The organism is Methyloglobulus sp. (assembly GCF_046714055.1).
Lineage (GTDB): Bacteria > Pseudomonadota > Gammaproteobacteria > Methylococcales > Methylomonadaceae > Methyloglobulus.
Genome location: NZ_JBKKBJ010000192.1, coordinates 1 through 25,260, shown reverse-complemented (window position 1 = coordinate 25,260; position 25,260 = coordinate 1). Strand labels below are relative to the sequence as shown.

The 25,260-nt window shown below is 48.8% G+C and carries 26 protein-coding genes and 1 pseudogene; 5 read left to right on the top strand and 22 right to left on the bottom strand.

The features are described 5' to 3' along the window. Window positions 1-64: 64 nt before the first annotated feature. On the bottom strand, window positions 65-214 hold the full coding sequence (locus ACLQ6D_RS11475) for a hypothetical protein (RefSeq protein ID WP_411727421.1): 150 nt from the start codon (window positions 212-214) through the stop codon (window positions 65-67). A gap of 123 nt (window positions 215-337) precedes the next feature. Here ACLQ6D_RS11475 and ACLQ6D_RS11470 point away from each other — a divergent pair, with 123 nt between their 5' ends. From ACLQ6D_RS11470 to ACLQ6D_RS11460, 3 genes and pseudogenes are all read left to right on the top strand, one after another. Further along, the gene (locus ACLQ6D_RS11470) at window positions 338-811 is read left to right on the top strand and encodes a hypothetical protein (protein WP_411727420.1); all 474 of its coding nucleotides are present in this window, start codon (window positions 338-340) and stop codon (window positions 809-811) included. Then, window positions 790-972 carry a hypothetical protein gene (locus tag ACLQ6D_RS11465; protein WP_411727419.1) on the top strand — a complete coding sequence of 61 codons (183 nt, stop codon included), beginning with the start codon at window positions 790-792 and terminating at the stop codon, window positions 970-972. The genes ACLQ6D_RS11470 and ACLQ6D_RS11465 overlap by 22 nt, the downstream gene beginning before the upstream one ends. A 487-nt stretch (window positions 973-1,459) precedes the next feature. After that, window positions 1,460-1,780, top strand: a pseudogene (locus tag ACLQ6D_RS11460) (IS701 family transposase); the annotation flags it as partial. A gap of 43 nt (window positions 1,781-1,823) precedes the next feature. Here ACLQ6D_RS11460 and ACLQ6D_RS11455 read toward each other — a convergent pair. The 15 genes from ACLQ6D_RS11455 to accA all read right to left on the bottom strand — a co-directional run bounded on the left by ACLQ6D_RS11455 (window position 1,824) and on the right by accA (window position 20,727). Continuing rightward, on the bottom strand, window positions 1,824-4,148 hold the full coding sequence (locus tag ACLQ6D_RS11455; protein WP_411727418.1) for a heavy metal translocating P-type ATPase: 2,325 nt from the start codon (window positions 4,146-4,148) through the stop codon (window positions 1,824-1,826). Window positions 4,149-4,399: 251 nt separating this feature from the next. Then, complete coding sequence (locus tag ACLQ6D_RS11450) at window positions 4,400-5,035, bottom strand: ZIP family metal transporter (protein WP_411727417.1); 636 nt, start codon at window positions 5,033-5,035, stop codon at window positions 4,400-4,402. Continuing rightward, the gene (locus ACLQ6D_RS11445; RefSeq protein WP_411727416.1) at window positions 5,036-5,203 is read right to left on the bottom strand and encodes a hypothetical protein; all 168 of its coding nucleotides are present in this window, start codon (window positions 5,201-5,203) and stop codon (window positions 5,036-5,038) included. 49 nt (window positions 5,204-5,252) lie between these two features. Continuing rightward, complete coding sequence (locus ACLQ6D_RS11440; RefSeq protein WP_411727415.1) at window positions 5,253-7,139, bottom strand: heavy metal translocating P-type ATPase; 1,887 nt, start codon at window positions 7,137-7,139, stop codon at window positions 5,253-5,255. Window positions 7,140-7,160: 21 nt separating this feature from the next. Next, window positions 7,161-8,111 carry a ZIP family metal transporter gene (locus ACLQ6D_RS11435; protein WP_411727414.1) on the bottom strand — a complete coding sequence of 317 codons (951 nt, stop codon included), beginning with the start codon at window positions 8,109-8,111 and terminating at the stop codon, window positions 7,161-7,163. A 147-nt stretch (window positions 8,112-8,258) separates the two neighbouring features. After that, complete coding sequence (locus ACLQ6D_RS11430) at window positions 8,259-8,549, bottom strand: MgtC/SapB family protein (protein ID WP_411727413.1); 291 nt, start codon at window positions 8,547-8,549, stop codon at window positions 8,259-8,261. After that, the gene (locus tag ACLQ6D_RS11425; protein ID WP_411727423.1) at window positions 8,524-8,661 is read right to left on the bottom strand and encodes an MgtC/SapB family protein; all 138 of its coding nucleotides are present in this window, start codon (window positions 8,659-8,661) and stop codon (window positions 8,524-8,526) included. Before ACLQ6D_RS11425 ends, ACLQ6D_RS11430 begins: the two co-directional genes overlap by 26 nt. A gap of 180 nt (window positions 8,662-8,841) precedes the next feature. Beyond that, window positions 8,842-12,039 carry an efflux RND transporter permease subunit gene (locus ACLQ6D_RS11420; RefSeq protein ID WP_411727412.1) on the bottom strand — a complete coding sequence of 1,066 codons (3,198 nt, stop codon included), beginning with the start codon at window positions 12,037-12,039 and terminating at the stop codon, window positions 8,842-8,844. A gap of 8 nt (window positions 12,040-12,047) precedes the next feature. Further along, window positions 12,048-13,484 carry an efflux RND transporter periplasmic adaptor subunit gene (locus tag ACLQ6D_RS11415; RefSeq protein WP_411727411.1) on the bottom strand — a complete coding sequence of 479 codons (1,437 nt, stop codon included), beginning with the start codon at window positions 13,482-13,484 and terminating at the stop codon, window positions 12,048-12,050. Window positions 13,485-13,531: 47 nt separating this feature from the next. Next, entirely contained in the window at window positions 13,532-14,875 is a 1,344-nt protein-coding gene (locus ACLQ6D_RS11410) for a TolC family protein (protein ID WP_411727410.1), read from the bottom strand. Between the two features lie 95 nt (window positions 14,876-14,970). Then, complete coding sequence (locus ACLQ6D_RS11405) at window positions 14,971-15,513, bottom strand: hypothetical protein (protein WP_411727409.1); 543 nt, start codon at window positions 15,511-15,513, stop codon at window positions 14,971-14,973. A 602-nt stretch (window positions 15,514-16,115) separates the two neighbouring features. Further along, window positions 16,116-17,096: a COX15/CtaA family protein gene (locus tag ACLQ6D_RS11400; RefSeq protein ID WP_411727408.1), complete on the bottom strand. Its 981-nt coding sequence runs from the start codon at window positions 17,094-17,096 to the stop codon at window positions 16,116-16,118. Then, a complete protein-coding gene (locus ACLQ6D_RS11395) occupies window positions 17,093-18,079 on the bottom strand; it encodes a YgfZ/GcvT domain-containing protein (RefSeq protein WP_411727407.1) in 987 nt (328 codons plus the stop codon). Before ACLQ6D_RS11395 ends, ACLQ6D_RS11400 begins: the two co-directional genes overlap by 4 nt. 767 nt (window positions 18,080-18,846) lie before the next feature. Next, on the bottom strand, window positions 18,847-19,650 hold the full coding sequence (locus tag ACLQ6D_RS11390; protein ID WP_411727406.1) for a hypothetical protein: 804 nt from the start codon (window positions 19,648-19,650) through the stop codon (window positions 18,847-18,849). A 108-nt stretch (window positions 19,651-19,758) separates the two neighbouring features. Continuing rightward, window positions 19,759-20,727 (bottom strand): acetyl-CoA carboxylase carboxyl transferase subunit alpha, encoded by a 969-nt coding sequence (accA, locus tag ACLQ6D_RS11385; RefSeq protein ID WP_411727405.1) that lies wholly within the window; start codon window positions 20,725-20,727, stop codon window positions 19,759-19,761. Between the two features lie 332 nt (window positions 20,728-21,059). On the opposite strand from accA, the gene ACLQ6D_RS11380 reads away from it, so the two are divergent. Further along, window positions 21,060-21,767 (top strand): RNA polymerase sigma factor, encoded by a 708-nt coding sequence (locus ACLQ6D_RS11380; RefSeq protein ID WP_411727404.1) that lies wholly within the window; start codon window positions 21,060-21,062, stop codon window positions 21,765-21,767. Then, complete coding sequence (locus tag ACLQ6D_RS11375; RefSeq protein ID WP_411727403.1) at window positions 21,764-22,606, top strand: cupin domain-containing protein; 843 nt, start codon at window positions 21,764-21,766, stop codon at window positions 22,604-22,606. The genes ACLQ6D_RS11380 and ACLQ6D_RS11375 overlap by 4 nt, the downstream gene beginning before the upstream one ends. Window positions 22,607-22,738: 132 nt before the next feature. Here ACLQ6D_RS11375 and ACLQ6D_RS11370 read toward each other — a convergent pair whose 3' ends face one another. From ACLQ6D_RS11370 to ACLQ6D_RS11345, 6 genes are all read right to left on the bottom strand, one after another. Then, window positions 22,739-22,990, bottom strand: coding sequence for a hypothetical protein (locus tag ACLQ6D_RS11370; RefSeq protein ID WP_411727402.1), 252 nt, complete (start codon window positions 22,988-22,990; stop codon window positions 22,739-22,741). A 71-nt stretch (window positions 22,991-23,061) separates the two neighbouring features. Further along, entirely contained in the window at window positions 23,062-23,406 is a 345-nt protein-coding gene (locus ACLQ6D_RS11365; protein ID WP_411727401.1) for a hypothetical protein, read from the bottom strand. Between the two features lie 207 nt (window positions 23,407-23,613). Then, complete coding sequence (locus tag ACLQ6D_RS11360) at window positions 23,614-23,910, bottom strand: hypothetical protein (RefSeq protein WP_411727400.1); 297 nt, start codon at window positions 23,908-23,910, stop codon at window positions 23,614-23,616. A gap of 1 nt (window position 23,911) precedes the next feature. Beyond that, the gene (locus ACLQ6D_RS11355; protein ID WP_411727399.1) at window positions 23,912-24,418 is read right to left on the bottom strand and encodes a CobW family GTP-binding protein; all 507 of its coding nucleotides are present in this window, start codon (window positions 24,416-24,418) and stop codon (window positions 23,912-23,914) included. A 52-nt stretch (window positions 24,419-24,470) separates the two neighbouring features. Next, complete coding sequence (locus tag ACLQ6D_RS11350; RefSeq protein WP_411727398.1) at window positions 24,471-24,779, bottom strand: hypothetical protein; 309 nt, start codon at window positions 24,777-24,779, stop codon at window positions 24,471-24,473. A gap of 20 nt (window positions 24,780-24,799) precedes the next feature. Further along, window positions 24,800-25,177, bottom strand: coding sequence for a YHS domain-containing protein (locus ACLQ6D_RS11345; RefSeq protein ID WP_411727397.1), 378 nt, complete (start codon window positions 25,175-25,177; stop codon window positions 24,800-24,802). Window positions 25,178-25,260 lie beyond the last annotated feature (83 nt).

Here is a 25,260-nt window from a genome sequence, read left to right as displayed (position 1 = left end):
TTAATTGCGCCTGTACGGGTGGGGTGAATTGATAATTTTTGGTTCGAACGGGTTATCATTAGGCTTATGCGTCGTCCAGTTCTTCCATGGCGATTGCGGATTTATTCCATCGGTAATTTGGCGCAATGCTAATCAACAGTGTGATTAAAGTGGCAATATAAGGCACTGATTGCACAGATAGTACCGCAATCCATAAGCCATGTAGGGTATGCACCGCATACCATTTCCAGAATGTTCAGTTTATTCGAAACCTTGGAAAGGTATGCGATGCGTACCCGAAGCTACGAAACTTTGAGTCGGTGCCCTTTGTTCATTTTGAGAAATGTAAAGGCTAGAGATGAAAGTAAAATTGTTTTCGGTTCTTCTATTAGTTCTCGTCTGCAAGTTTGCTCAAGCAGATAATATTCAATCAGTGTTTGGCGAATGGTTAAGCCGTGATGGATTGTATCTTATGCAGTTCTTTCCTGATGGAACTATTTACTTCTTCGGTCGAGAGCCTGGTTCACCATTTCAAATGACCCTGGGAGCAAATACCTCTCAATTCATTCAAGAGAATGGTATTTATGGAAATAGTTATACCACCTACGCCAGGCCGTTTTATCCACAAAACGCAACCGCCCAGGAAAAGCTGATATTTTCTTTTATCGATAACTCGACTTTAGAACTTGCAATGTATCGAGTACCCACCAATCAGTTGATCGATAGTACAACCTGGCATCCAAGCGCAAGAGATGCTTGCAAACGATTTGTCGATACGGCCAAAAAAGCGCATGAGACGAATTTCTGCGCATGGATGAAGATCCAAAGGTAATGGCGCAATGCCATGCAATCGAAGATGAGCTATTTCGTCTTCAAAAAGAAGCGGGTGATTTCGGCGATAAGGAGACGCAAGATTTGGCTAAGGCGACGATAAAACTTTTAGCCTCCGGCGGAAGGGATATGCGGAAGGGATATATTGGGTTTTTATATTAAATTAAGAAAGCTTCTTGATAGATTAGGCGAATTAATTGGAACTTATAGGTCAGCTAAGTTGTTGATACCCAGAGCTAATGCCTACGCAAAGATGTACCAAGACCAATACGATATGATTGATGAGATGAGGGGCAACGTAAAAAGATATGCCTGCCTGGATTTTGATAAACGCTTTAGGCTCTGTTGACATTTCATCAACGGAAAATCAATCGATTACCGTCATGCCGTCAGGGAGTGACGGCATCCAGACGGCATGGATGCCTTCCTTGGCTCCTGGATTCCGGCAATCCATGCCGGAATGACGATGCATCTTTCGGTACTTGAACCTAACCCTATGTTTTTGTGAATTTGGTTTAGGCAATAAAATGCCAACAGAACCTAATGTTTATCCGAACTCCGAATTACTATTGCCGGAATACCTCATCTATGAGGAATAGCAAGCCTCGATGCAGCTTGCGGAATCCAGGGTTCCAAGGCTTCAGTTGTCCTCGATTTCGTTGCACTACATCGACAAGTCTTTACAAACAAAGACAACAGTACCGGGTTCCTGTACTTGGCCTGTAGCGACCTCGACTGCGATAAGGCGGCGACTGAAACAATCTACCAAAAACGATGGAAAGTGGAGGTCTTCCATAAAACGCTCTAGTCCAATGCGGCTTTGGCGAAATCACCGACCCGGCGGGTCAGGACACAAAGCAACCATGTGTTTCTTTCAATCTATACCGCCTTCCGCCTGGAATGCCTGTCAATCCGGCATAAACTCAATTTTTTTGCCTTACGGGCAAAATTGTATATGAAAGCTGTTTGACTTGCTTTTGATGAACTGCAAACACTTAAGTGCGTAACATGAGTTATTTGGCAGAAACGCTTCCAGGGCGTAGCAACCTCAATCCGTTGGCAACGACCACTAAAGAAGCCCCCGTGTCGGCCGCAATGGCTTCCCATAATGTTGCCAGGCCTGCAAAAGCTAACAATGCAAAAGCGGCTTTAATAGTGAGGGCAAAGATAATATTTTGCCGGATAATTGCCAGTGTCCTTTTGGAATGACTGATTAGCCAAGGGAGCTTGGAGAGGTCATCCCCCATTAATGCAATATCTGCTATTTCTATCGCCGCATCCGAACCCAACACGCCCATGGCAATACCCAGATTGGCTCGCCCTAAAGCCGGAGCGTCGTTAACACCATCACCGACCATAGCCACCTGTCCGTATTTTTCGACCATTTGACTGACAATCTCAACTTTATCGGCTGGCAACAATTCGGCATGCACTTCATCAATGCCGATTTGTGCCGCTATGTTATTAGCCGTAACCTGATTATCACCGGTCAACATAACCAGGTGTTTGATTCCATTTTGTCTGAGGGATTGCAAAATCGATTTAATTTGGGCACGGGGTTGATCGGCGACGGCAATCAGGCCGCAAATGTGCCGATCATTGCCAATGACGATAACGGTTTGACCGGTCTGTTCCAGAGCAATCGCTTTTTCACTGATTTCCGGAACTTCCTGACTACGCTCCAACAAATAACGACGCGATCCCAGCCAGAAATCAGTCCCATTAAATAGGCCGGTTACACCTTTACCTGGTAGAACTGTCACGTTTTCAGCGCTGGCAATACTGATACCTCTATTTTCTGTGTATTGTAAAATGGCTTTAGCCAAGGGATGGTTACTTCGTGCTTCCAGTGCCGCTGCACGACTTAACAGTTCTTCTTCGCTATGACCATTAAAAGGGTAAATACAGGTGACTATCGGTTCACCGCAGGTCAGCGTTCCGGTTTTATCAAAGGCAATCGCATTAAGATGAGCCGGTGCTTCGATATAAATACCGCCCTTGATGAGAATGCCTTGTTTAGCAGCGCTAGCCAATGCCGCTACAATACTGACCGGTGTTGAAATGACCAACGCACAAGGGCAGGCAATCACCAGCAACACTAAGGCGCGATAGAACCACTCGTTCCAGGTGCCCCCTAAAAACAACGGCGGAATGATAAATACGGCTAATGCCAGGATCATCACCGCCGGAGTATAAATGCGGGCAAACTTCTCCACCCATTGCTCGGCTTCTGCCCGTTTGCTATGGGCTTCTCCAACCAGACGAATGATATGCGCCAAGGTGGTATCCGTAGCGAGTTTTGAGGACTTGATCTCCAGCGTTCCTTCACCATTGACACTTCCGGCAAACACGTCATCGTCAACTTGCTTGGCAACCGGCATGCTTTCACCGGTAATAGGTGCCTGGTTGACAGAACTGAAACCGCCAAGCACATCGCCATCCAAAGGAATTTTATCGCCCGGCGCTACGATAAAACGGCTGCCGATACTGACTTCTGCGGCCGATACCACGCGCTCTTGTCCGCTGTCATCCTTGATCGTAACCGTTGAAGGCGCTAAATCCAGTAACGCCTCTACCGCATGACGGGCGCGGCCAATACTCCAGCTTTCAATTGCCAAGGACAAGGAAAATAAAAAGCTCACGGTCGCCGCCTCAAACCATTCGTCAATGAACATGGCGCCGATAACGGCAACCGTCATCAACAAATTCATATCGGCACGCAATCGTCTAAGCGCATAAAAAGCTTTAACCACCACATGCCGGGCACCGAAAACAACCGCCAGGCCAAACGCAATTTTTTCAGGTAAAGGCATAACCTGCTGCGTATGTGCGTTTAATAAGCTAGTGAGATATTGGGTGACAACCTCCCATTGGGGTAACCAATTTTCAGGTTGGCTGAGAAAAGTTTTTAAATCAATAAAACCACCGGCTATAGCGATATGAATCAACATGCCGACAATGATAAACAAGCCGCTGAGTGTGGTATAAATGGTCTTCGAGCGGTGAAGCTGTTTTACATCAGCTTGCGCCTGACCTGCTTGCCAGCGAGTCGCCTTCATCCCGGTCGCGGCAACCGCTTTAATGATGATTTTTTCAGTCACGGGCCCGGCGTCAAGCAAAAGTGTCATACGCCCATTTAAAATATCAAAAATCAGCTTGTCACTGCCACCCGCTATCGGGCCAATCGCATTTTTTAAAGTAGCAACTTCTTCAGCGCAGTCCAGGCCTTCGATTTTGAAAGTCATGCTTTTAGTAGATATTGAAGCGACTGGCTGATGGTTATCCGGTTTTTTTCCAGCACAACAGCCTGGCTTTTCAGGTTGATTATTTGAGTTCATAATGCTTGTACCCTATGAAATTTAACGGCGTATTAACAAGGATGGCCGAGGACAGCCTGGCTTCGACAATACCTGTCCGTGTTAATTCTTTAGCAATAGCCATGTTCACCAGTCATTTGCCCATGCAGCACAATAACAATGAGTGGCAATTCAATGATATTGTTCATATAAACATCTCAATCATTAACAGCAGGATAAACCCGACAAAGAACATGGCTGTCTGCGTACTTGTTTCTGGCACCTCATGCGCTTCAACAGAGTAGTTCCTCGGTCACAAGATAGAGTAAAGCCGCAAGGGCAAACGCGAGCACTGAATCAACTAAAGTATTCGAAGCGCCGATGAGCAGTGTCGTTCCAGCCCATGTACCCACCACCAACAACAGCGCAAAACCGAGCATGATTAGCACCACACGTTCATACTTCACGCCGGTAGTGTGCAAAGCAACCGCCACCGACAGCCCTAGAAACAGCAATTCGAGCGATAAAGCGATGGTAAGCAACAAGCCCTGTTTCTGGCCAGCGACAAACCCAACCCCAATCAGTAACACATCTAACGCAATATCTACTCCCGATATTACGATGAGGCTGGTCGATTGAGAACCCTGGCTCCCGTCCTTTTGTCCAGCTTGTTCGGCAAAGTGTTTAATGACCAACATTGCAATAAAACCTAAGCCGAATCCAAGGAGCGTTACCCACGGCATCTTGCGGTGCACTAGGTCGGGCAGCAATTCGGTGGCGACGACACAAAACAGTACCCCAGCTGCAAAATGTTGGAGACCACTAATGATCGTGGGTTTCATCGGTCGCCAGAGCGCGACGGCACTTCCCGCCAATACCGCCATAGCAGGATAGAGCGCGAAAATTGGGATAGCTTGTGAAGTTTGCATTTAATGCTCCTTTGTTGACAGGCGGATAGGTTCGACAGTAAAACTTTCTTTCAAGGCAGCAGAGGATTGATCCAGGAAGGTAGCCGCCAGTAGTCCAGCAAACACTGCTCTGAAATAAATAGCAACTTGATGCTTTTCCAGCATCGGCTTAGAAACGCTAATTATCATATGACCTTGCTCCCCAATTTCCGTTTATTATTTGCGCACCGGAGATTATTCAGACTCCATCAATCCGAATACGCAGCAATTTGGCGGAGTTCACAAACACCAGAACATCCGGCCCCAGATGTAACAAGGCGGCTTCGATAGGACCAATCCAACCCATCAGCGCCGCCGTGATGCCCAACACATGGACTACGCCAACGCCCACAAATAAATTCTCCTGAATCGTGCGGTAAGCGCTGCGGGCAATGGCACGGGCACTGACGATTTTATATAGATCATCTGTCATTAAAACAATATCAGCCGCTTCCAGCGCGGCCTGGATGCCGCCGCCGCCCATCGCAATACCCACATCCGCCCGTGCCAGGGCTGGTGCGTCGTTGATGCCGTCACCTATCATTGCTACGCGATGCCCTTGCTTTTTTAACTCTTCGATCGCGGTGACTTTATCTTCCGGCAGCAAGTTGGCGCGCACCTCGTCCACGCCTAATTCCGTGGCCACCGCGCGTGCGGTGGCCTCATTGTCGCCGGTCAACATCACGATGCGTTTGACGCCAGTCTCTTTCAACTTTTTCAGTGCTTCGCGAGCACCGGGCCGTAACGTATCAGCGATAAAAATGACCCCTGCAAAGTGTCCATCAACGGCCACATGAACTGGCGTCTGTCCGCCGTCTTCAATTGCCGCGGCAAGTGTTATGCCGTTTTCACGCAGCAGCGCTGCATTGCCGACCAGCACGGCGCGCCCCGAGACGGTTGCTATAACGCCTCGACCTTGCACCTGCTCATATTGATCAGGCTCCGACACGGCAATTTTTTTCGAAGTTGCGTAATCCACCACGGCTTTAGCCAGCGGATGCGCTGAACGGCGGTCGGCGGCGGTAGCCAAACTCAACAGTTCCATTTCAGAAAATCGTGCGTCGTGTGCCTCCACGCGAACCACTTCAGGCTTGTTCGCGGTCAGTGTTCCTGTTTTGTCGAAGACCATCACATCCACTTTAGCCAGCGACTCCAGATACAAACCGCCCTTGACCAAAATCCCATGGTGGGCAGCCCGCGCAATGGCGGCGATCATCACCAAGGGTGTCGCCAGTCCCAGCTCGGCAGGCGAGGTAAAAATCAGCAGGGTGACGATGGTGCGCACGTCGCCCGTGACCATATAAACCACGATGAGAAATATAAAAACGACCGGAATCAGCCACGACGCAACTTGGTCGGCGAGTTTTTGCACAGGCGCTTGCGCCGCCTCGGCGTTTTCCACCAGTCCGATGATGCGGGCAAAGGTGGTGTCGCTGCCAACTTTTTCGGTCTGAATATCGAGTGCGCCCGATGCGACGATGGTGCCGGCAAAAACGCTCGCGCCGATACTCTTGTCCTTGGGAAGGCTTTCGCCGGTGATGGGCGCTTCGTTGATCGATGCGGCGCCGCCGACGATGCGGCCGTCCACCGGAATTTTTTCGCCGGCACGCACCAGAACGACATCGCCGCTTCGCAATTGCTCAATCGGAACCACGCGTTCACCGTCCGCGCCGCGCATCAGCGCGACTTGCGGCACCGAGCCGATCAGGGTCTTGATGGAAGTCCGTGCGCGATCCATATTCAGGTCGGCGATGAACTCCGCAATGAGAATAATCACCATCAGCAGGGCGCCGGCAACTGTCTCGCCTCCAAACACAGCGACCAAGGTGGCAACGGTAACGAAAATCTCGGTGCCTATTTTGCGTTCGCGTATCAGGTCGATCAAGCCGGCTTTTACGAGCGGATATAAACCAATAGCGACAGCCAGCCACATGATTTGTAGCGGTACCCATTGCCGCCAAAACAGCAGCGCTATCAAGCCGGTAAGCAAAATACGTCCGACTTCGATCCGGCGCGTACGCGTCATCAGAACCCGCAGGCTTGAGGCGCTCGCCTGTTCGGTTGTCGCTGCACTGTTCACATTCATTGTTTGAATCCGCCTATGACATTAACCCAGCATGTTGTCCAAGGCCATCATAATGATGAAGCCAATCATTAATGCAAATGTAGCATAGCGCGAACGACCGTTGGAATGGGTCTCGGGAATAATTTCTTCGCTGATCACAAAGAGCATAGCTCCAGCGGCAAAGCCCATGGCTATCGGCAGGATGGGTTGGAAGACGGTGACCATGGTAATACCTAGCAAACCGCCTACGGGTTCAACCAGGCCAATTAAGGTGGCAACACCCACGGCTCGCCACTTGTTGTAGCCTAGCCCGACTAGGGGTAGGGCGACGGCCAGGCCTTCGGGAATATTTTGCAGGGCTATGGCAACAGCCAGGACTACACCGTTTTTCATCTCCCCCGAACCAAAACTGACTCCGACTGACATGCCTTCAGGAAAGTTGTGGATGGTAATTGCAATAATGAATAGCCAGACTTTGTTTAGGGAGGTCGGTTTGGTACCAGCAATTGAATCAAAGCGTATATGTGGCAACTGATGGTCAGCGTAATGCAAAAACACAGCGCCGATCAACATACCCAAGGAGACGATATAAATGCCTTTGCCGGGCCAGATTTGATTGCCATAAGCCATGCCTGGAACCAGCAGGGAAAATACGGTTGCGGCCAGCATGACACCGGCGGCGGCGCCGAGCATGCTATTGAATAGGTCTTTGGAGATGTCTTTGAAAAACAGGGCAGGTAAAGCGCCAAGTCCCGTAGCCAGTCCGGCCAAGATGCTGGCAAAGAAACCGATGACAACAATTTCACCAAAAATCAGATATAAACTGCCAAAAATCACCATCTGTGACAAAAGGATCAGTGCGGCCACTGTTGTCCAGCGTTTAAGTGGCGGCATGTTTATTATTGCCAGATAATTCTCGCTGGATTTTATCTTGGCTACTTGGGTTTCAAAATAGCGTTGCAAGGTTGTTATTGTTTTTGTTGTAAATGTCATAGATGACCGCCTTGATAGCCACCGTGGTGACCACCGAATCTACCGCCCATTAAATTGCCCAGCATCCGTTCAAAGAATCCCATGATTTACTCCTTTGCAATTGATTTAAAAATGACAAAAATTGTCCATGCTAATTGACGGCACCTGCTACTCGGGATCGTCTTGATTGCCATGTTTTCGGCTAAGCCGCTTCCAGCCGGGTAGGTGGTGAAGCACAAGGGTTGCAAAAATCAGCCCTCCCGTGACAATCGCCAACACATACATCCCGAAAGCGCTGGCCATGCCGACTGCCGCTGTCGCCCAAAGCGTTGCGGCGGTCGTTAGCCCCACAACACCCCCCTTATCCTGAAAAATGACGCCCGCTCCGATAAAGCCTATGCCCGAGACGACTTGCGCCGCAATACGGGTCGGATCATTCGCCACATGGACGGATATCAAACAGAATGCACAAGCACCTTATAGAGATCGCCATGTAAGTTCGAATGCCCGCGTCGCTTGCATGGCGCTCTCTTTCACAGCCGATCAAGCCTCCTATCAGCGCAGCGACCATCATGCGCGAGGCATAAAGAAGTTCAGTTTCGATATCCATTTTTTCGTTTACCTCCTCATGCTTATACAAAGGCCACAACGGTCAGCGCTACGCCGTACCCTGCCAAAAAGCTTGCAGCCAAGGCACGGCTCCACTGCCCTTGTCCTAATAGGACTGCTGCGGGTGAACAGCCACATACCGTCACAGCGCTTCTGGCGACTGTTGCGCCTTTGTCGGCGAGAGCGCAGATTCGGCAGTGAAATTCTTCGCTTCCTCATCCCTTCGATGTGCCAGTCGATACAGGATTGGCAGTACGAGTAGCGTCAGGATGGTCGATGACACGATGCCGCCGATGACCACCGTTGCCAGGGGCCGTTGCACCTCCGCGCCGGTGCCGGTCGCCAAGGCCATCGGGATAAAACCGAGCGAAGCCACCAGCGCGGTCATCAATACCGGCCTCAATCTAACCATTGCACCCTCGTAGACCGCTTGTTCCAATGCTAAACCGTCCTGGCGCAATTTATTGATAAACGTGATCAGCACCAGGCCATTGAGCACGGCCACGCCAGAAAGCGCAATAAAACCGACGGCTGCCGAAATCGACAAGGGAATATCTCGCAGCCACAGCGCAACAATGCCGCCGGTCAGCGCGAACGGAACTCCGGTGAACACCAACAGGCCGTCGCGGAAATTGCCGAAAGTGGCATACAACAGCAGAAAAATAATCAGCAACGCCACCGGCACCACGATTTGCAGCCGCTCGGCGGCCGCAATCATTTGCTCGAATTGACCGCCCCATACGATCCAGTAACCGGTGGGCACCTTGACCCCTGCGCCGATTTTTTCCTGGGCTTCCGCCACGAAGGAGCCTAAATCCCGGCCACGCACATTAGCGGTCACAACGATCCGCCTTTTACCATTTTCACGGCTGATTTGATTAGGCCCCTGAGTCAATTCAAAGTCCGCTACCGTGCCGAGCAAAATAAAGGCTTGTTGCTTCGAATCCTGTTGCTGGACAGGTAACGGTATCGGGATTTGCCGCATTGCCTCAGGGTCGCTGCGCAGTTTTTCCGGCAGCCGCACCAACAGGTCGAAACGCCGGTCGCCTTCAAAAATCTCGCCGGCGCTGACCCCGCCCATCGCCACTTGAACCGCCGCCTGAACATCTGCGGTATTCAAGCCGAAGCGTGCCAGCATGTCCCGTTTCATCTGCACGGTCAACAACGGCAATCCGGTCGCCTGTTCGACTTTGACATCCGAAGCCCCCGGCACCTTTTCCAGGACTTGGCTCATCTGTTCGGCTATTTCCAGCAGACTCTCCAGATCGTCGCCAAACACCTTGACCGCGACATCGGCCCGAACACCGGCTATCAGCTCGTTAAAGCGCATTTTGATCGGCTGCGTAAATTCATAGTTATTGCCAGGCACCTCCTTGACCGCCCGTTCCAGCGCAGACACCAGGTCGGCCTTGGAACGACCGGGATCGGGCCATTTAGAGCGTTCTTTCATCATAATGAAATTGTCTGCCACGCTGGGCGGCATCGGGTCGGTCGCAATCTCGGCTGTCCCCATCTTGGCGAACACCCGCTCAACTTCCGGGAATGCGGTAATTTTTTTTTCCAGCGTACGCTGCATCTCAACCGCCTGCGATAAACTGGTCCCCGGAATGCGCAACGCATGCAGGGCGATATCGCCTTCATCCAGTGTGGGAATAAATTCCGATCCCATGCGCGTGGACAACAGCAAACTCAGGACAACCAACACCACCGCTCCGGTTAAAACCACCGCAACATTAACCAATGCCCAGTCCAACAACGGCCGATATATTTTTTGTGCAAAACGCATCAGTGGACTTTCCTTTTCGCTAACCCGTTCGCCGATAAAGATCGCGAGTGCGGCGGGGATAAACGTGATCGAAAGTAGCATGGCGCCCAACAAGGCGGCCACGACGGTGAACGCCATGGGGTGAAACATTTTGCCTTCGACACCGGACAGCGTGAATATCGGCAAATACACCGTCATAATAATGGCCTGACCGAACAACAGCGCCCGCCTCGCCTCCTGAGAGGCGCTGAACACCGCATCGAGCCGCTCGGTCAAGGACAACGGCCGCTGCAGGCGGTGTTGTTCGATCGCCAGACGGCGGACACAGTTTTCCACGATGACGACAGCGCCATCGACAATAATCCCGAAATCAAGGGCGCCCAGACTCATCAAATTGGCGCTCACGCCTTGCGTGACCATACCGGTGAACGTAAACAGCATCGCCAGCGGAATCACCATCGCGGTAATCAAGGCGGCACGCAGGTTGCCCAGAAACAGGAATAACACGGCAATGACCAGGATGGCACCTTCCAGTAGATTGGTTTTGACCGTTGCGATGGTTTTATCGACCAGAATGCGCCGGTCATAGACTGGCGTGGCCTTGACGCCGTCCGGCAAACTGCGGTTGATTTCATCCAGTTTGTCGCCGGTCAGTTGAGAAACCGCCCGGCTGTTTTCGCCTACCAGCATAAACACCGTGCCGAGCACGGTTTCACGGCCATTTTCGGTGGCGGCGCCGGTGCGCAGTTCCTTGCCGATCAACACATCGGCCACATCCCGAATGAAGATCGGCGTCCCCTGGTGATTTCCGACGATAATGCGCCCGATTTCCTCAAGGTTTTTTACCTGGCCGGGCACCCTAATGAGGTATTGTTCGCCGTGATGTTCGATGTAACCGGCACCGACATTGTCATTATTACGGGTCAACGCGGTGAGCACGTCGTTTAGGCTTAGGCCGTAAGCGATCAATTTTGCGGGATCGGGTGTCACATGGTATTGCTTGACATAGCCACCTATGCTGTTGACATCGGTGACGCCGGGTACCGTCCGCAGTTGAGGGCGCACCACCCAATCTTCCAGTGTGCGCAGGTCGGTCTCATCGTAGGGGCTGCCGTCAGTTTTGCGCGCATTGGGCTCGGCCGTCACCGTCCACATAAAAATCTCGCCAAGACCCGTGGCTATCGGCCCCATAGTCGGCTCCAATCCCGGCGGCAGTCGACTTTTCGCCTCCTGAATACGCTGACTGACCAGTTGCCGCGCAAAATAAATATCAGTTCCGTCTTTAAAAATAACGGTCACTTGCGACAGGCCATAGCGGGACAATGAGCGCGTTTGTTCCAGTCCCGGAAGCCCCGCCATCACCGTTTCAATCGGAAACGTGACGCGCTGCTCCGCCTCTAGCGGTGAATAGCCGGCTGCGGCGGTGTTGATTTGCACCTGGACATTGGTGATGTCCGGCACCGCATCGATCGACAAGCGCTGGAAACTGTAGACACCCAACAATGCCACCGCTGCGGTGGCAAACATAATGAGCCAGCGGCTTTGAATAGCAAACTTTAGAATTCGTTCGAACATGATGCCTCCTAATGATCGTGAGTTGCCCCGGCCTTACCCAATTCCGCTTTTAATACGAAACTGTTGACCGCTACGTAGCGTTCTCCGCCGCTAAGTCCCTGTAGAACCTCAGCCCGGTTTGCATCACGCCGTCCCACAGACAACGGTCGCACTTCAAATTGATCGCCATCCTGGACAAACACCGCCTCGGAATTGCGCCAATTCTGCAATCCTTCTAGCGCTACCGTTACCGGCACGGTGGCTGCTGTTTCGACCACCTCGACGGTGACAAACAAACCGGGCCGCCAGTGCAGCGCTTGATTATCGATATGGGCGTGGGCGGGCGCCGAACGCGTTTGTTCTCCAACCAAAACCCCCAGATAGTCGATGGTGGCCGTTGTCTCAAACCCGAGTTCCGGCGCTTTAACGCGTATCTGTTGTCCTGTTTTGACCTGATTCAAATTATTGGCGGGTACGCTGAAATTGCCCCAGAGTGTAGTCAAATCGGCAATGACCATCACGGTGGTGTCGGTCTGAACGGCTTCGCCAACGACCAGATGTTTTTCAACTACGGTTCCAGTCAGCGGCGAGCGCAGTTCGTAACGAGCCAGACTGACACCGCGCGCGCCTTTATCCGCCTGCATACCCAAGGCGTCCAATTGGTCGCTTGCGGTGGCGACGGCAATCTCCGCCTCTGCCAACTGCGTGCGGGCGTTCAAATAATCCTTCTCGGCGGAAATCTGTTCACGCCATAAGCGCTCTTCGCGCTGATACATCGAACGGGCAAGCTCCAGGCGTTTACGCGCACTTGCCAACCGGCTTCTCAGCTCTGCCAGTTCACGGCTTTCCAGTACCGCAAGGACTTCTCCCTGGCTAACGGATTCACCCAGTTTTTTACGGACTTCAACGACCACGCCGCCGACCCGTGGGACGACATGGGCGAGCCGGTTCTGATCAAACTCGATGGTGCCCGGCAATTTCAACACGCTTTCGATCCTGGCCGGGCCTGCCGTATCGATCGTGATACCGGCGCTTTGCAGTGACGCGGCATTCAATTGAACCCGTCCTTCTACCTGTGAATAAGTGAATGGGAAAGTTTTGCCGTCGAAACCGGCGATGATGTTCACATCAAACGAATGCGGCTCTTCAATAACCGCATCTCCGAGCAGGTAGTCCGCCTCCGGTTTAAAGCGGATCCGCTCGGTCTGTCCACCGAAACGATGCAGGGTTATTTCCAGTTGCACCTGTTCAGACGAGAGCGGTTTATCGTCCTGGTAGGCATAAACGCGAAACTGGGGCGAAACTCCCGTTTCGTAAATCGTGACCTCCAGCGCAAAGTCGTCTTTTGACAGTAACCTGCCGCGATGAAGTCCACGCGGAAACGCATTACTCTGTTCAGCAGACCCCGCCTTTCCTTCATCGGTAACCGAAGGTGCATCCAGGGTGAGAATCAGACTGGCCAGCACGATGCCAATAATTAACAAAGCACTGATGATCATTAAAGATTTTTTGTTCATTTTGAGTCCTCGCTGATAGCGCCGCCCATGAGCCGTTCAATGTCGGCGACGCCTTGATGATAGGCGGCCAAGGCGCGCAAATATTGACCTTTGGCATTAAATAGCGTCCGCTGGGTATCCAGCACATCCAATAAGGCAAACTTTCCTAACCGGTAACCTTTTTGCACGGCCTGATACGCGCTCTCGGCTCCGGGCAGAATAGTAGAGCGGTAGTTCTCAATTTCGGCGTGGATTGCATCGAGATTCAGATAAGTCGTATTGAGTTCGGTGCCGATTCGGACTTGAGCGGCTTGCTGCTCGTTTTCAGCCTTGCTGCGCTGCCGCTCGGCTTGCTGAATGTTGCCCTGATTCCGGTCGAAAACCGGCAGCGGCAAGGAAAATCCCACATTCATGACATAATCCTGGCGGTCCAGATAATTGCCGCCGCCGAGGGTCACGGTCAAATCGGGTACGGCCTTGGTTTTTTCCGCTTCCAGCAGCGCTTGCCGCCGAGACAGTTCGGACGTCCAGCGGTCAAGTTCCGGACTATGTTTCAACCGATCAGTCAGCGACGGCAATGAAGGCAGCGTTTGAATGGCTTCGAGATCGCCCTGTACGTTTGAAAATTCCGGGACTGTACTGCCCCAGAACGCGGCAAGCTTTCTCCCGGCCGCTTCCAGTTCCCGTTCGGTGCGCATCATTTCGCTTCTTGTTGTAGCTAAAGCGACTTCGACGCGGGTCGCTTCGACCGGCGAAACTTTTCCGGCCTTGACCTGGTTACTGACGGTTTGGACGACTTTTTCCGCAAGCTCCAGCGAATGCCGCGTCAGTTCGGTACGCGCCTGGGCGCTAAGCACATCGATAAAAGCTTGCACCGCACGAGCCAATACCGTGACGCGCTGGATTTCATAATCCCAGTCCGCGACTTCCCGCCCGATCTGTGCGACCTGAATACGGGCGGCACGTTTACCGCCCAGTTCGATTAATTGACTCAGCGCCAAGGTCACGACATCGCCATCGAAACCCTTGACAGACCTGTTGCCAAAATTGCCCGCATTTGCGCCAAACACCGGATTCGGCAGCAGACCCGCTTGCAGTTCCGCAGCTTCCCGTGCGCGAATTTCCTCGGAAAAAGCCGCTAATTCCGGGTTCCCGGTCAAAGTCAGCGCCAGCGCCTGCTGGAGCGTGAGCGGGACGTCGGCAATAGCGGTGTCGGGGTTTACGGAAGGTTGAGTGGGTAATTGCGCCAACAACTGCGGTTCCCGTGCATTTTCTGTTGAAAATGCACGGGCAGAGACGCCGAACAACAGCAAAACCGCCGCCAGTCCGCAAGCGGCGGTTTTATTTTCGGAAAAAAACATGAATGATCTCCGCAATAAATCATAAGGCCATTTTCCACCTGCAATAGGCGGAAAATCTAACCGCCTGAAGGCGGCATAAAATTTTGGGAGTTTGCTTAAATTAACAGGACGACGCAGCGCCGTAGGAGAGGATTTGACGAGCCAGCATTTACCGCAGAAAGTGGCTTGAGTTTTAAAGGCCTGAGCTGAACCGGCAGAATTAACAGGATAACGGCTGTCAGCAACGCCCAGCCGATTTCCATAAGATGCTGTTGAACCGGCTTCAGAGAATGATGGCCACAATGATCGCCGTCATCAAGCGGCAAATCGAGACAGGGCTGTGAATCGTCCAGCCGCTGAGTATCATAAACCGCCGGTTTCCCGGATACTTCTTTCGCAGTGGCTGAACTCACAGCCATTGAGTCAGCAGATAGGCGGGTTTGCAGAGTTTGTTCGGGAAGAACCGATGCCTCGGCTTTGTGATCATGACCGGCTTTTTCCACCGCGACATGACCCTCCTGGCCGAAACACAGCACATAGGAAAACATCGCCACATGGCCTAAAAACAGATGGCAAATCAGCGCGACAAGCACATAGCTTGAAATGAATTTCGATAAATTGTTACGGTGGCCGGGCCGTATCGCGCTAAAAATAGTCACAAGCGAGGATCACATTATTAGTCATTACGTATTTGGAAAATATTATACAGTACAAAATACAGCCCCATAAGTCAACTATTTTGATCTTAACTCGTCAAAATCAAGCATCATTGAATGCACTCATCCATCCAAAACACCTTGTATTGTTTGTGTGATTTCAACCGGCAAATGAAGAGATAAGCTACCTAGTCAAGAATACAAGCATCTGTAGTGTGAAGATCTGCGAGCTAATGGGCTGTTAACATCAACCTCAAAACGGTGCATAAATGGAAGAGTCGAGACTCGATAGGATATTAAGTTTGGACAGCACGTCGATCAGGTCAGAAAATTATAGTGCACCCCGAAATCCAGGCAATAGTTTAAGCTATACCCTGCCGTGAAGAGGAGAGGGGACAATTAGCGAAAACAATCGGAAGATTTTTACAGGTGCACAAAAAGCCAACATTGACCGATCCCCTTCATTCAGCGCAATTTCCATCGGCGTTCCCATAAAAGCCAATGCCATCATAGCTTAATGTTTGTTGAGGGTGTTAAACTAACGTCCTCTCTAATTCATCAACCAAGCCCAACACTCTCATATCCAGTCGCCCTGATAAGGCCAGCTAGACCCGATTTTGCGTTGACTGTTTTGAATACTTCAGGTAAATATACAGGAAGAACTGCGTTCCAAAGATCAGGTTAGCCATTAACAAATGGATGGGTTGGGCTATTGGTGGCACTCCTAGCCTATCGAGGGAAATCCCTGCAAGGATGGCTGCAACTATGAGTCCCATAATCAATAAACCCACTTTAAAAATGAGGGTCGTCCTGCCAAATCCTTGGAAGATTTTCCAAAACAACCATCCATTCGTAAACAAAATAATCGAAGCAAATGAACGGTGCACATAAAAAATAATGGGGAAATCGTCGCGCCAGTATTGGCGACCAATATAAGCGTGTTCATTGGCAATCATATCCACCGCCTCTCGGACTTGCGTGCCCATGGCTACCTGCAATAAGGTCATCAACATGGCCGCAACCAGCACTTTATTGAACTTATCCGGTAACACGCTTATATCAAAATAACCCCAATGAGACTTTTGCGAACGCGCAAGAATATAGATGAGCAAGGCGACGATAAATAAAGCCAGCAACATGTGTAGGGTAATAATGACCGGCTTGAGATTACTGGCAACCACGGTTGAACCCAGCCAGCCTTGAAAACCAACCAACCCAAAAACGGTTAATGATAAATAGAAAACAGCCTTATCGCCCTGCAAATAAATGCGTGACCGAATAGCCGTAAGAAAAATGAGTATGCCAATGGACACGCCTGTTAGACGGTTCAAATACTCCGTCCAGGTTTTAATTGGATTGAACTGGGTATTCTCATAACCTAGCGCAAAACGTTCATGATAATCAGCCGGTAATTGAGCTTCCTCCGTCGGTGGAACCCACTGTCCAAAACAGGTCGGCCAGTCAGGACATCCCATTCCGGCACCGGAAGCACGGACAATCCCGCCAACCAGTATCAAGAAATAAACGGCACAAACAGTTAGGGTCGCTAACCGGCAAAATGACTTGGCAGCCTGTTGATCTATCATGGATTAAAAGGCAATAAATTAAGTCGGGCTTGAGTATCATCTTTCAAGCCAAGATTGTTGTAGGTGGATTCAACAGTCTGGAGAATAACCAGCATCTTACAGTTCTGTCGGCCTTGTTGTGCCAGCAACACTTTGCCGACCCCTTCCTGTACATCGCTATCCTTGTTTACAATCGTTGAATTGGGTTTTGGCGGCGCTGAGATTTGGCATTCGGCAAGAAACATCTCGCGTTTAGCCTTGCCAAGATAATGTGTGCGGGCAACGATTTCCTGACCGGTATAACAACCCTTGTTGAAGCTGATGCCACCCAATTTATCAAGATTAAGCATTTGTGGAATAAACTCTTCCGAAGTTTCCGTCGTCAACCAGGGAATGCCTGAGATGATATCGAGATAACGCCACTCGCCTGAACCCGCCATTCGGAAACCTTGACGACCGACTTGCCCTGACCAATAACGTATCGCGTTATCGATACCTGTTATCAACAACCTACGTCTCGTCGATGCAGGGAGACTGACAGCGATCATATCGTGTTGAATCTCTGTAACGAAAGGTTGAGCAGGCTTATCCGGTTCACATAGGCCTACTAGACAATACTCATCGGAGCCATCCCTTATCTTGACATCAGAACGCAGCACAACCATCTGCAACCTTTTTTTGACGGTTTCCAAAAGCTCTACCGGGAGAACCAAAAGAAAGGTATCCTCTTTTTTCACCAGCAAAATCGTAGCAATCGCCCTGCCCTTTGGATTACATAGTGCTGCCAAGCTGCTTTTCGATTCACTGATGTCATTGACATTACAAGTGATCTGCCCTTGCAATAATTTTGCCGCATCTTTACCGGTCACCGTTAATACAGCGAGATGGGTCAGCGGGTAAATGCTCTTCTCGCCAATATTCGCTGCGACTGCGAAAGTGGCATGATTTTCATGATCGACGGTAGCCTGTTGGCCTAGTAAAAATGTTTTCCAGTTTGTATTCATACGGAGACCTTTGCACGGACTAAAGAAACATCGCCTGATCAGGCAAAAGCCCGATTTTTTTGAAAAGCCATTGGCCTAAAAAGGCAATACTGGGTTGGAACTTGCATTTACCCCTTCATTTTTCATTACATCTAGGCCACAGGCCAGTGTTTTCCGCCCATTGGACGGAGTTATCCTCCCAATGCCGACATTTCAGCATTGATGCTCACGCCATGAGCCATTGCCGCTGTGCCGCATAATCAATGGGGCAACAACACGGAAAGCAGTGTAGGTTGGGTTAGGCGCACAAAATCAATCACCTCGATATATTACAAGATTTTCCGTGCGCCGTAACCCAACACATGAAAGCTAAACGGCTGAAAAATTATTTTGAAACGCATCAAGAGTTATAAACTCCAGCGAATTTCATCTGGCGTTAAACGATAACGATATGAAAATAAATCCTGATGGCGATGAACCTCATTATGGCAAATATTACATAAAGAAATTAAATCTAGATCGTTTTCTCTACCAAGCTTTTCATAAACAATATGATGAACATGTTCCGCACCAGAACCGCAACACTGACAAATATTTTCATCTCTTAAAAGTATACGATCCCTCGTTCGTGTCCATTCAGGTGTATCGTAATAAGTGCCGAATGTTGTTTTGCTTTCCCTATGTAGACGAATATTATCAATCTCTTCTCTGTTATCGTTATAAAATTTTTCTTCGGCATTTTTTAGTGCGTCATTGAACCTGGCACTCCATTTCTTATGCTCATCGTACTATTTAGATTGTTCCGCTTTATACTCAATTACGATACTCTCATTAAAAAGAGGAAGCCTTTTAATATCTGGCACTTCTTTTTTTGGTATATCTTTTAAGTGCTTCCCACAAACTTTGCATTGCAAAACAACGGCTGGAGATTTCCGTTTAGCATAGACTCTAAGTGTAATCTGTGTATCAGTATTGGAGTGTTTGCACTCTTCTGAATATTTTGGAGGCAGGTCAATAGCCTTAAATTCTTCACTAAAAGAGCTAGAATTGAATTGAGGATATATACCTTCTGTCCCATAAATTTCCCAATATATTTCTCTTCGTTTTTGATACCAGCAATGATCATTTTGGCTATATCTATTTTTAAATAAAGCTTCATCAAATGGTGGCAAACTTTCCCAATTTTTCGTTTCATTTCTTTTATGGCTCTGTTTGCATGCACCACAACTCAGGCATTGAGATACTACGAGTGGTTTTTTATCTCCATTGTCTCTAAGCCGTATTACAGTATTTTCATGGCAACAGTTAGCATTAGGCTTCTTTGGTTCGGGAAATTCCTTTTCAAATTGTTCCAGTGCCAATTCCTTCTCTCCTAGAAATACATCGAATGTACGAGATTGAAGCTCATTGGCTTTAATTAAATTTTTAATATCATTTTGTATGGTACTTAATTTTTTCCCCCATTTAGCTCTTTCAATAGGCTGAATGTCAGTTTTTGCTAACTCTTGCCTTGCTTCATACTCTTGACAATCAAGCAGCCTAAGAGATAAAAGGTATTCGTTTAAAGGATTGTCTTCGAAAGGATAACTCATTTGTTTTGAAACTTAGCAAGTAGCAAGTAGCCCATGGAGTCTTGCGGAATGCGGGAATATCAAAGCCACGAAACCCCGGATTTCGTAAACTTCATCCGGGCTACGGAACTACTTAACAACTTCTTCAACAAAAGCACCAAAGCCCATCAACCGCTGGTAACGCGTTGCCAACAGATCATCAATGGTTTGCTGTTGCAGATAGGTTAAGTGGCGAATCAAGGCATCTTTCAAATTTGCAGCGATCAATTGGCAATTCCGGTGCGCCCCGCCCAAAGGCTCCCTCACCACCTCATCCAATAAGCCTAATTCACGGATACGGTCTGAGGTAATGCCCATCGCTTCAGCCGCCAACTGCGATTTATCGGCACTTTTCCAGAGTATGGAAGCGCAGCCTTCGGGAGAAATAACCGAATAGGTGCTGTATTCCAGCATAATCAGGCGGTCACCCACACCAATCGCCAAAGCGCCGCCGGAGCCGCCTTCCCCTGTTACGGTACAGACGATGGGGGTTTTCAACCGTGCCATTTCAAATAAATTCCTGGCGATGGCCTCGCTCTGGCCGCGTTCCTCTGCGCCTATGCCCGGATAAGCGCCGGGCGTGTCGATCAAACAGATGATAGGTAATCTAAAACGCTCAGCCATTTTCATCACTCGCAGTGCCTTGCGGTAACCTTCGGGCCGGGGCATCCCGAAATTACGGTAGATTTTCTGTTTGGTGTCGCGTCCTTTCTGGTGCCCGATGACCATAACAGGCTGACCGTCCAACCTAGCCATTCCACAGACAATCGCAGGATCATCTGCATAAGTGCGGTCACCATGCAGCTCATGGAAATCAGTAAAGATATGTTCAATATAATCCAGCGTATAAGGCCGCCCTGGATGCCTTGATAACTGGGAAATCTGCCAATCGGAAAGATTCGAGAAGATCGACCCAGTGAGGGCTTCACACCTGTCCTCAAGTTGCTTTAAGGCATCTGAGATATTAATGTTATTGTCGGATTCGACATTACGAAGCTCCCTGATTTTGGCTTCTAATTCGGCGATGGGTTGTTCAAAATCGAGAAATTTTAGGTCCATTTAGACTTTTTAGTGTACATATTTAAGATAAAACGTAGATTTTATAGAAATTCGCTAATTAATCCTAAATAAATCCCAGTTTCTTTTGCTTCGGCGACCTTAATAAAGAGTTTCGTGAATACAACCCATAAATGCAACACCCAGCAAATTGTCGATATTCAGGGAAGCCCCGTCACAAAATACTGCAATGGTCTAATTAAACAGGACACTTCTAAAACCATGTTTATTACCATTCTTGAAATAACTAATTTTTGCTAAACTATTTCATATACACTTTTTCATAAGTTCTGCATCCATTTCTCCTTCTGAAACGTAAATTAGGTATTGAGCACATGAAAGCTACTCAGGTCGATAACAAAACTGTCGAAGGACTGGAGGTTTTATCTTCTGCTGTGGAAGATTTTGGGTTGGATCAAGGCATAGAAAACGAGGGGATCGCCGATATAACGAAGCCCTGTGGCAATACGGATGAACAGGAACTGCAGAATATGATTTGCCGCATTTTGAAGCAAGACCAGTCGGCGTTTACCACCTTGTTTAAAAAGATGTCGACGCATGTCCATAGCATAGCCTTGAGGATAACGGGTAGCGTTCAGCTTGCGGAGGAGGTTACGGAAGATACTTTCTTTCAAATTTGGCGACAAGCCCCACGCTTCGATCCCTCTCGAGGAACGGCAAAGGCTTGGATACTGACAATTGCCAGGAGCAGGGCTTTAGATGCCAGGCGCAGCATTCCACCGTTCGAAAGCCAGACAGGATTTGAAACGGACACGCACATTAATGTTGAAAACCACGACGATCTACCTGATTTGTTGTCGGCAATAGAACAAAACCAATTGTTATACAACGCATTGAAAAGCCTGGAGCCATTGCCTCGCCAGCTCATTGCCTTATCATTTTTCAGGGGGCTAAGCCATGAAGAAATTGCGGATCAAGCCGAATTGCCGTTAGGAACAGTGAAATCACATTTGCGAAGAGCGGTTATTCATTTACGAGAAACGCTCACAACCACCATACCTACAACCGTGATAAGACAATGAACAAACAACCTCAAGAGCTTACCGAACAGGCGATGAGCGATATTGAAGTCATGGAACAAGCGAAAATATTTGAAATGATTTCAGGGCAGTTACAAACAATACCGCCTTCTCAAACAATACTTGATTCGCTCGAAAAAAGACTGGAGAACCGCATTCAAATCAGCATTGCCAAACATGCCGGATTACGGACGATCCGTTCCAGGGAAGGACTGTGGCAGCACCTGGTTTCGGGTATTCGCTACAAGCCCTTATGGCAGGGCCATCAGGGCAATTCTGTGCTTATTGAATTTGCTCCAGGTGCAGCATTACCTTTGCACCGGCATAACTATCTTGAAGAAGGAATTGTGTTATCAGGCAGCTTACAAGTCGATGATATGGAATTAAATCAGTTTGATTATCATGTATCGCCCGCAGGTAGCCGTCATGGGCGGATCCAGTCAAAACAGGGCGCGGTAGCTTATCTTCGCGGCAGTTCAATCGGGCAGCCATTATCAATGTTCAAAGAAGTTTTGGGTGGGTTGGTACCTAAAAATCATAAAAACAGCCAATCAATTAAAAACAACCCAGGTGGGTGGGTTGAAGTCCAACTGGGGCTTTTTCAAAAAGACCTGTGGACGGATGGCATCGTTGCTTCACGATTTTTCCGCATCGAACCAGGCACTGAAATTGAAGGCCATTTTCATCCTTTAGATGAAGAGTGCATGATGCTGAGCGGAGATATTTTTCTGGGCGATATTCTATTGCAAGAAGGAGATTATCACTTAGCAAGCGCCGATAGTGAACATTTAGGGATAACCAGTGACGCAGGCGGTTTGTTGTTTGTCAGGGGTGCTGTATAGGGAAACGCTGACAACCCATCCTGAAACTTTTTAACTCTCGTCACCAACGACAAACACGTTGCCGTTTATCGACAAAATTGCGAGATAACGGTAAAAGCCTACCTGGACTAGCGGGGGTATTTGAATGCCCAGCTAGTCCGGCTTTTCATCTGGGGTAGATTCCAGTTGTTTCCTTTTTTCTTCTTTTTCTCCTTCATCATAAAGCCCAAAATCTTCTTCAAAAAGATTAAAACGAAAGCCCATGAATTTAAGTACGACATAGCTAATGAGAAGGCCAATAACCGGGTAGAAGAATAATTGCGTGCCCCAAGGTATGTCGTGCGCGTCTTTCAGGTCAATACGTAAGATTTTAGTAAACACAAAGAACAAAAAATCTGTCATCATTTTATTCACCCTAATAATGTTATGAACAACAAACAATTGTTGATCAAAATTTAACCCTGGTTGAATCAAGGCTAAACATGCCCAGTAAGACTATAAAAGAGATATAAACATGCTTGTTGTTGATTAAAAAGGTCGATTATTTTTCCTGGAGAGGAAAATAATCGACTGATCAATATGAAAAAAGCCAAAGCTCGGTTGAAATCATAAATGCCGTACCCCAGAACAGAGTCAAGCAGAAATTTTAAAAAAACGGCTAATATTGCAACACGCTGTAAATGATCAGAAATATTAAAAATATCTGCGTATTTATTGCGCCCATTTAAAACGGGGCGGATGGAGGCGTTACAAATTCCGTCTGGCGTAGTGATTCCTGATAGAAAGAGGTTCTTAATTCGAGTCCGAACATCTGTTGACAACACATTGATTTAACCCCCCGAAATAGCCTGCCCATTATTTTGTGTGGCAACTATTTCAATCCGACTGTTTGCTGAAGGTTTGCACGGGGCACGATAGTCATTACCCCATCAACCGCATTAAAAATAAACCAGCCTTTGTTGGTCGCAAAAACCGCTTTTATTCTTTCCGCTTCCAGTTGACTTAATAATCCCTGTAAATGCTCATAATCAAAGCAACTGTGTTCCGGCAGCACCATAACTCTGGTAACCATCCGCTGTATTTGACTTAAGTTGTTCCTTATTCGTTAGCGCGGCTTCATCTGTTTGAATTAATCGATCTTGATGGGCATTAGGAAAAGAGGCTTGCCTTTCCGGGTTTCTGGTCAAATCCAGCCAGGCAACATCCAGTTGTCCTTGAATGGTTTGAGCAATTACCGCTTTACGTGGGCGGCTTCCGTCAGCCCAACGCTCAAACAGCTTAGTCGCTGCTTTGTCGGCCAAATCCATTTTATTAGCGACCAGCACATTATTCACATGGATGTGATGTATGCTGGTTTTGCAGGAGCAAAAACCAGTCGGATAAGGCGATTTGATCGACAAAGTTTTCATGCGACGTGTAGCGGCTGTCGCTTAATTTTCTCGGGTCAACCAGGCAGATAGTGGTACGCACATCCAGCACGGCCTGAAAATACCCTCCGGCGAGCCTATCCAGTACCCGCTTTGGGTGGCCTAAGCCTGTTGGTTCAATGAGCAAACGATCCGGTTTGACTTCCGTTAACAAGCGATTAACGGCAACCTGAAAAGGCAACCCCACCGCACAACATAGACACCTACCCGGCACTTCCCTGACTATCGCGCCCGAAGCCGCGAAGATGGCACCGTCAATGCCGACCTGTCCAAACTCATTGACCAATACCGCCCATTTTTCGTCAGCCAGTTTTTGTTTAAGCAGATTAAGAATAGCTGTGGTTTTACCGGCACCAAGGAAACCCATCACCATGTTGGTTGGGATATTGGTTAACTTTCTGGACACTTAGGCTTAATCCATGTCGGCATCAAGCTGTAGAGACGCGATGTGCGCGTCTCTACAGTTTAATTTTATTAAATGCCAACAGTGTTGCGGTTAACAAAACCAGGAATATCACCGAAAAACCCATGACAGCAGTTACCGTCTGTTCGGAAAAGAAACTGCCCAATGCTGTCCCGGAAAACAGCATGACCCAAAAAGCAATATGGCAAGGACAGGCGAGTAAGGCTAAAGACGCAAAACACCAACCGGTTAAACGCCTTCCCGGTGAAAGGGGTAGATCGGAATCTTGTTGTGTTAAAGAAGTTGCACAAGACTTGCTCTCGCACTCGGATAAGTGAGCCGTGTTATTTAAACTTGTTTTCATTGACCCTCCTTTGTTTCGATTCATTGACTACAACAACCAATTCCTTCACCCAAAACACCGGCATAGTTTGTTTGCCAGGCTAAACGCGCAATGAAATAGTGTGGATTTTTATTAAACAGTTCCAGGCAATGAGGGCAGCGACAAAGCCCAACCGGTTTGCCATTAAAATCCATTGTCACTGTGGCATTAACCGATTTTTCGGCTAAACAAACAGGACACACTGTCAAACCGGCTGTTTCGGCCAGGCATGATTCAGGGTTGGTTATGAATAACTCCAGGCACCCCTTACAACAGAACCAGTATTGCTTCCCTGCATAGTTATGTTGAACAGCGTTTTTCTTAGTGATGCCTAATCTGACTAACGAGCATCCACAAGCCGGGCAAATGGGGGGTTCCATCGTTTGTCACCGCTCTTCTGTGTTGCATTCGCCATCCGCGCAGGCAGACCCAATCGTAAAATCCCAGATATTGGCGACGACAA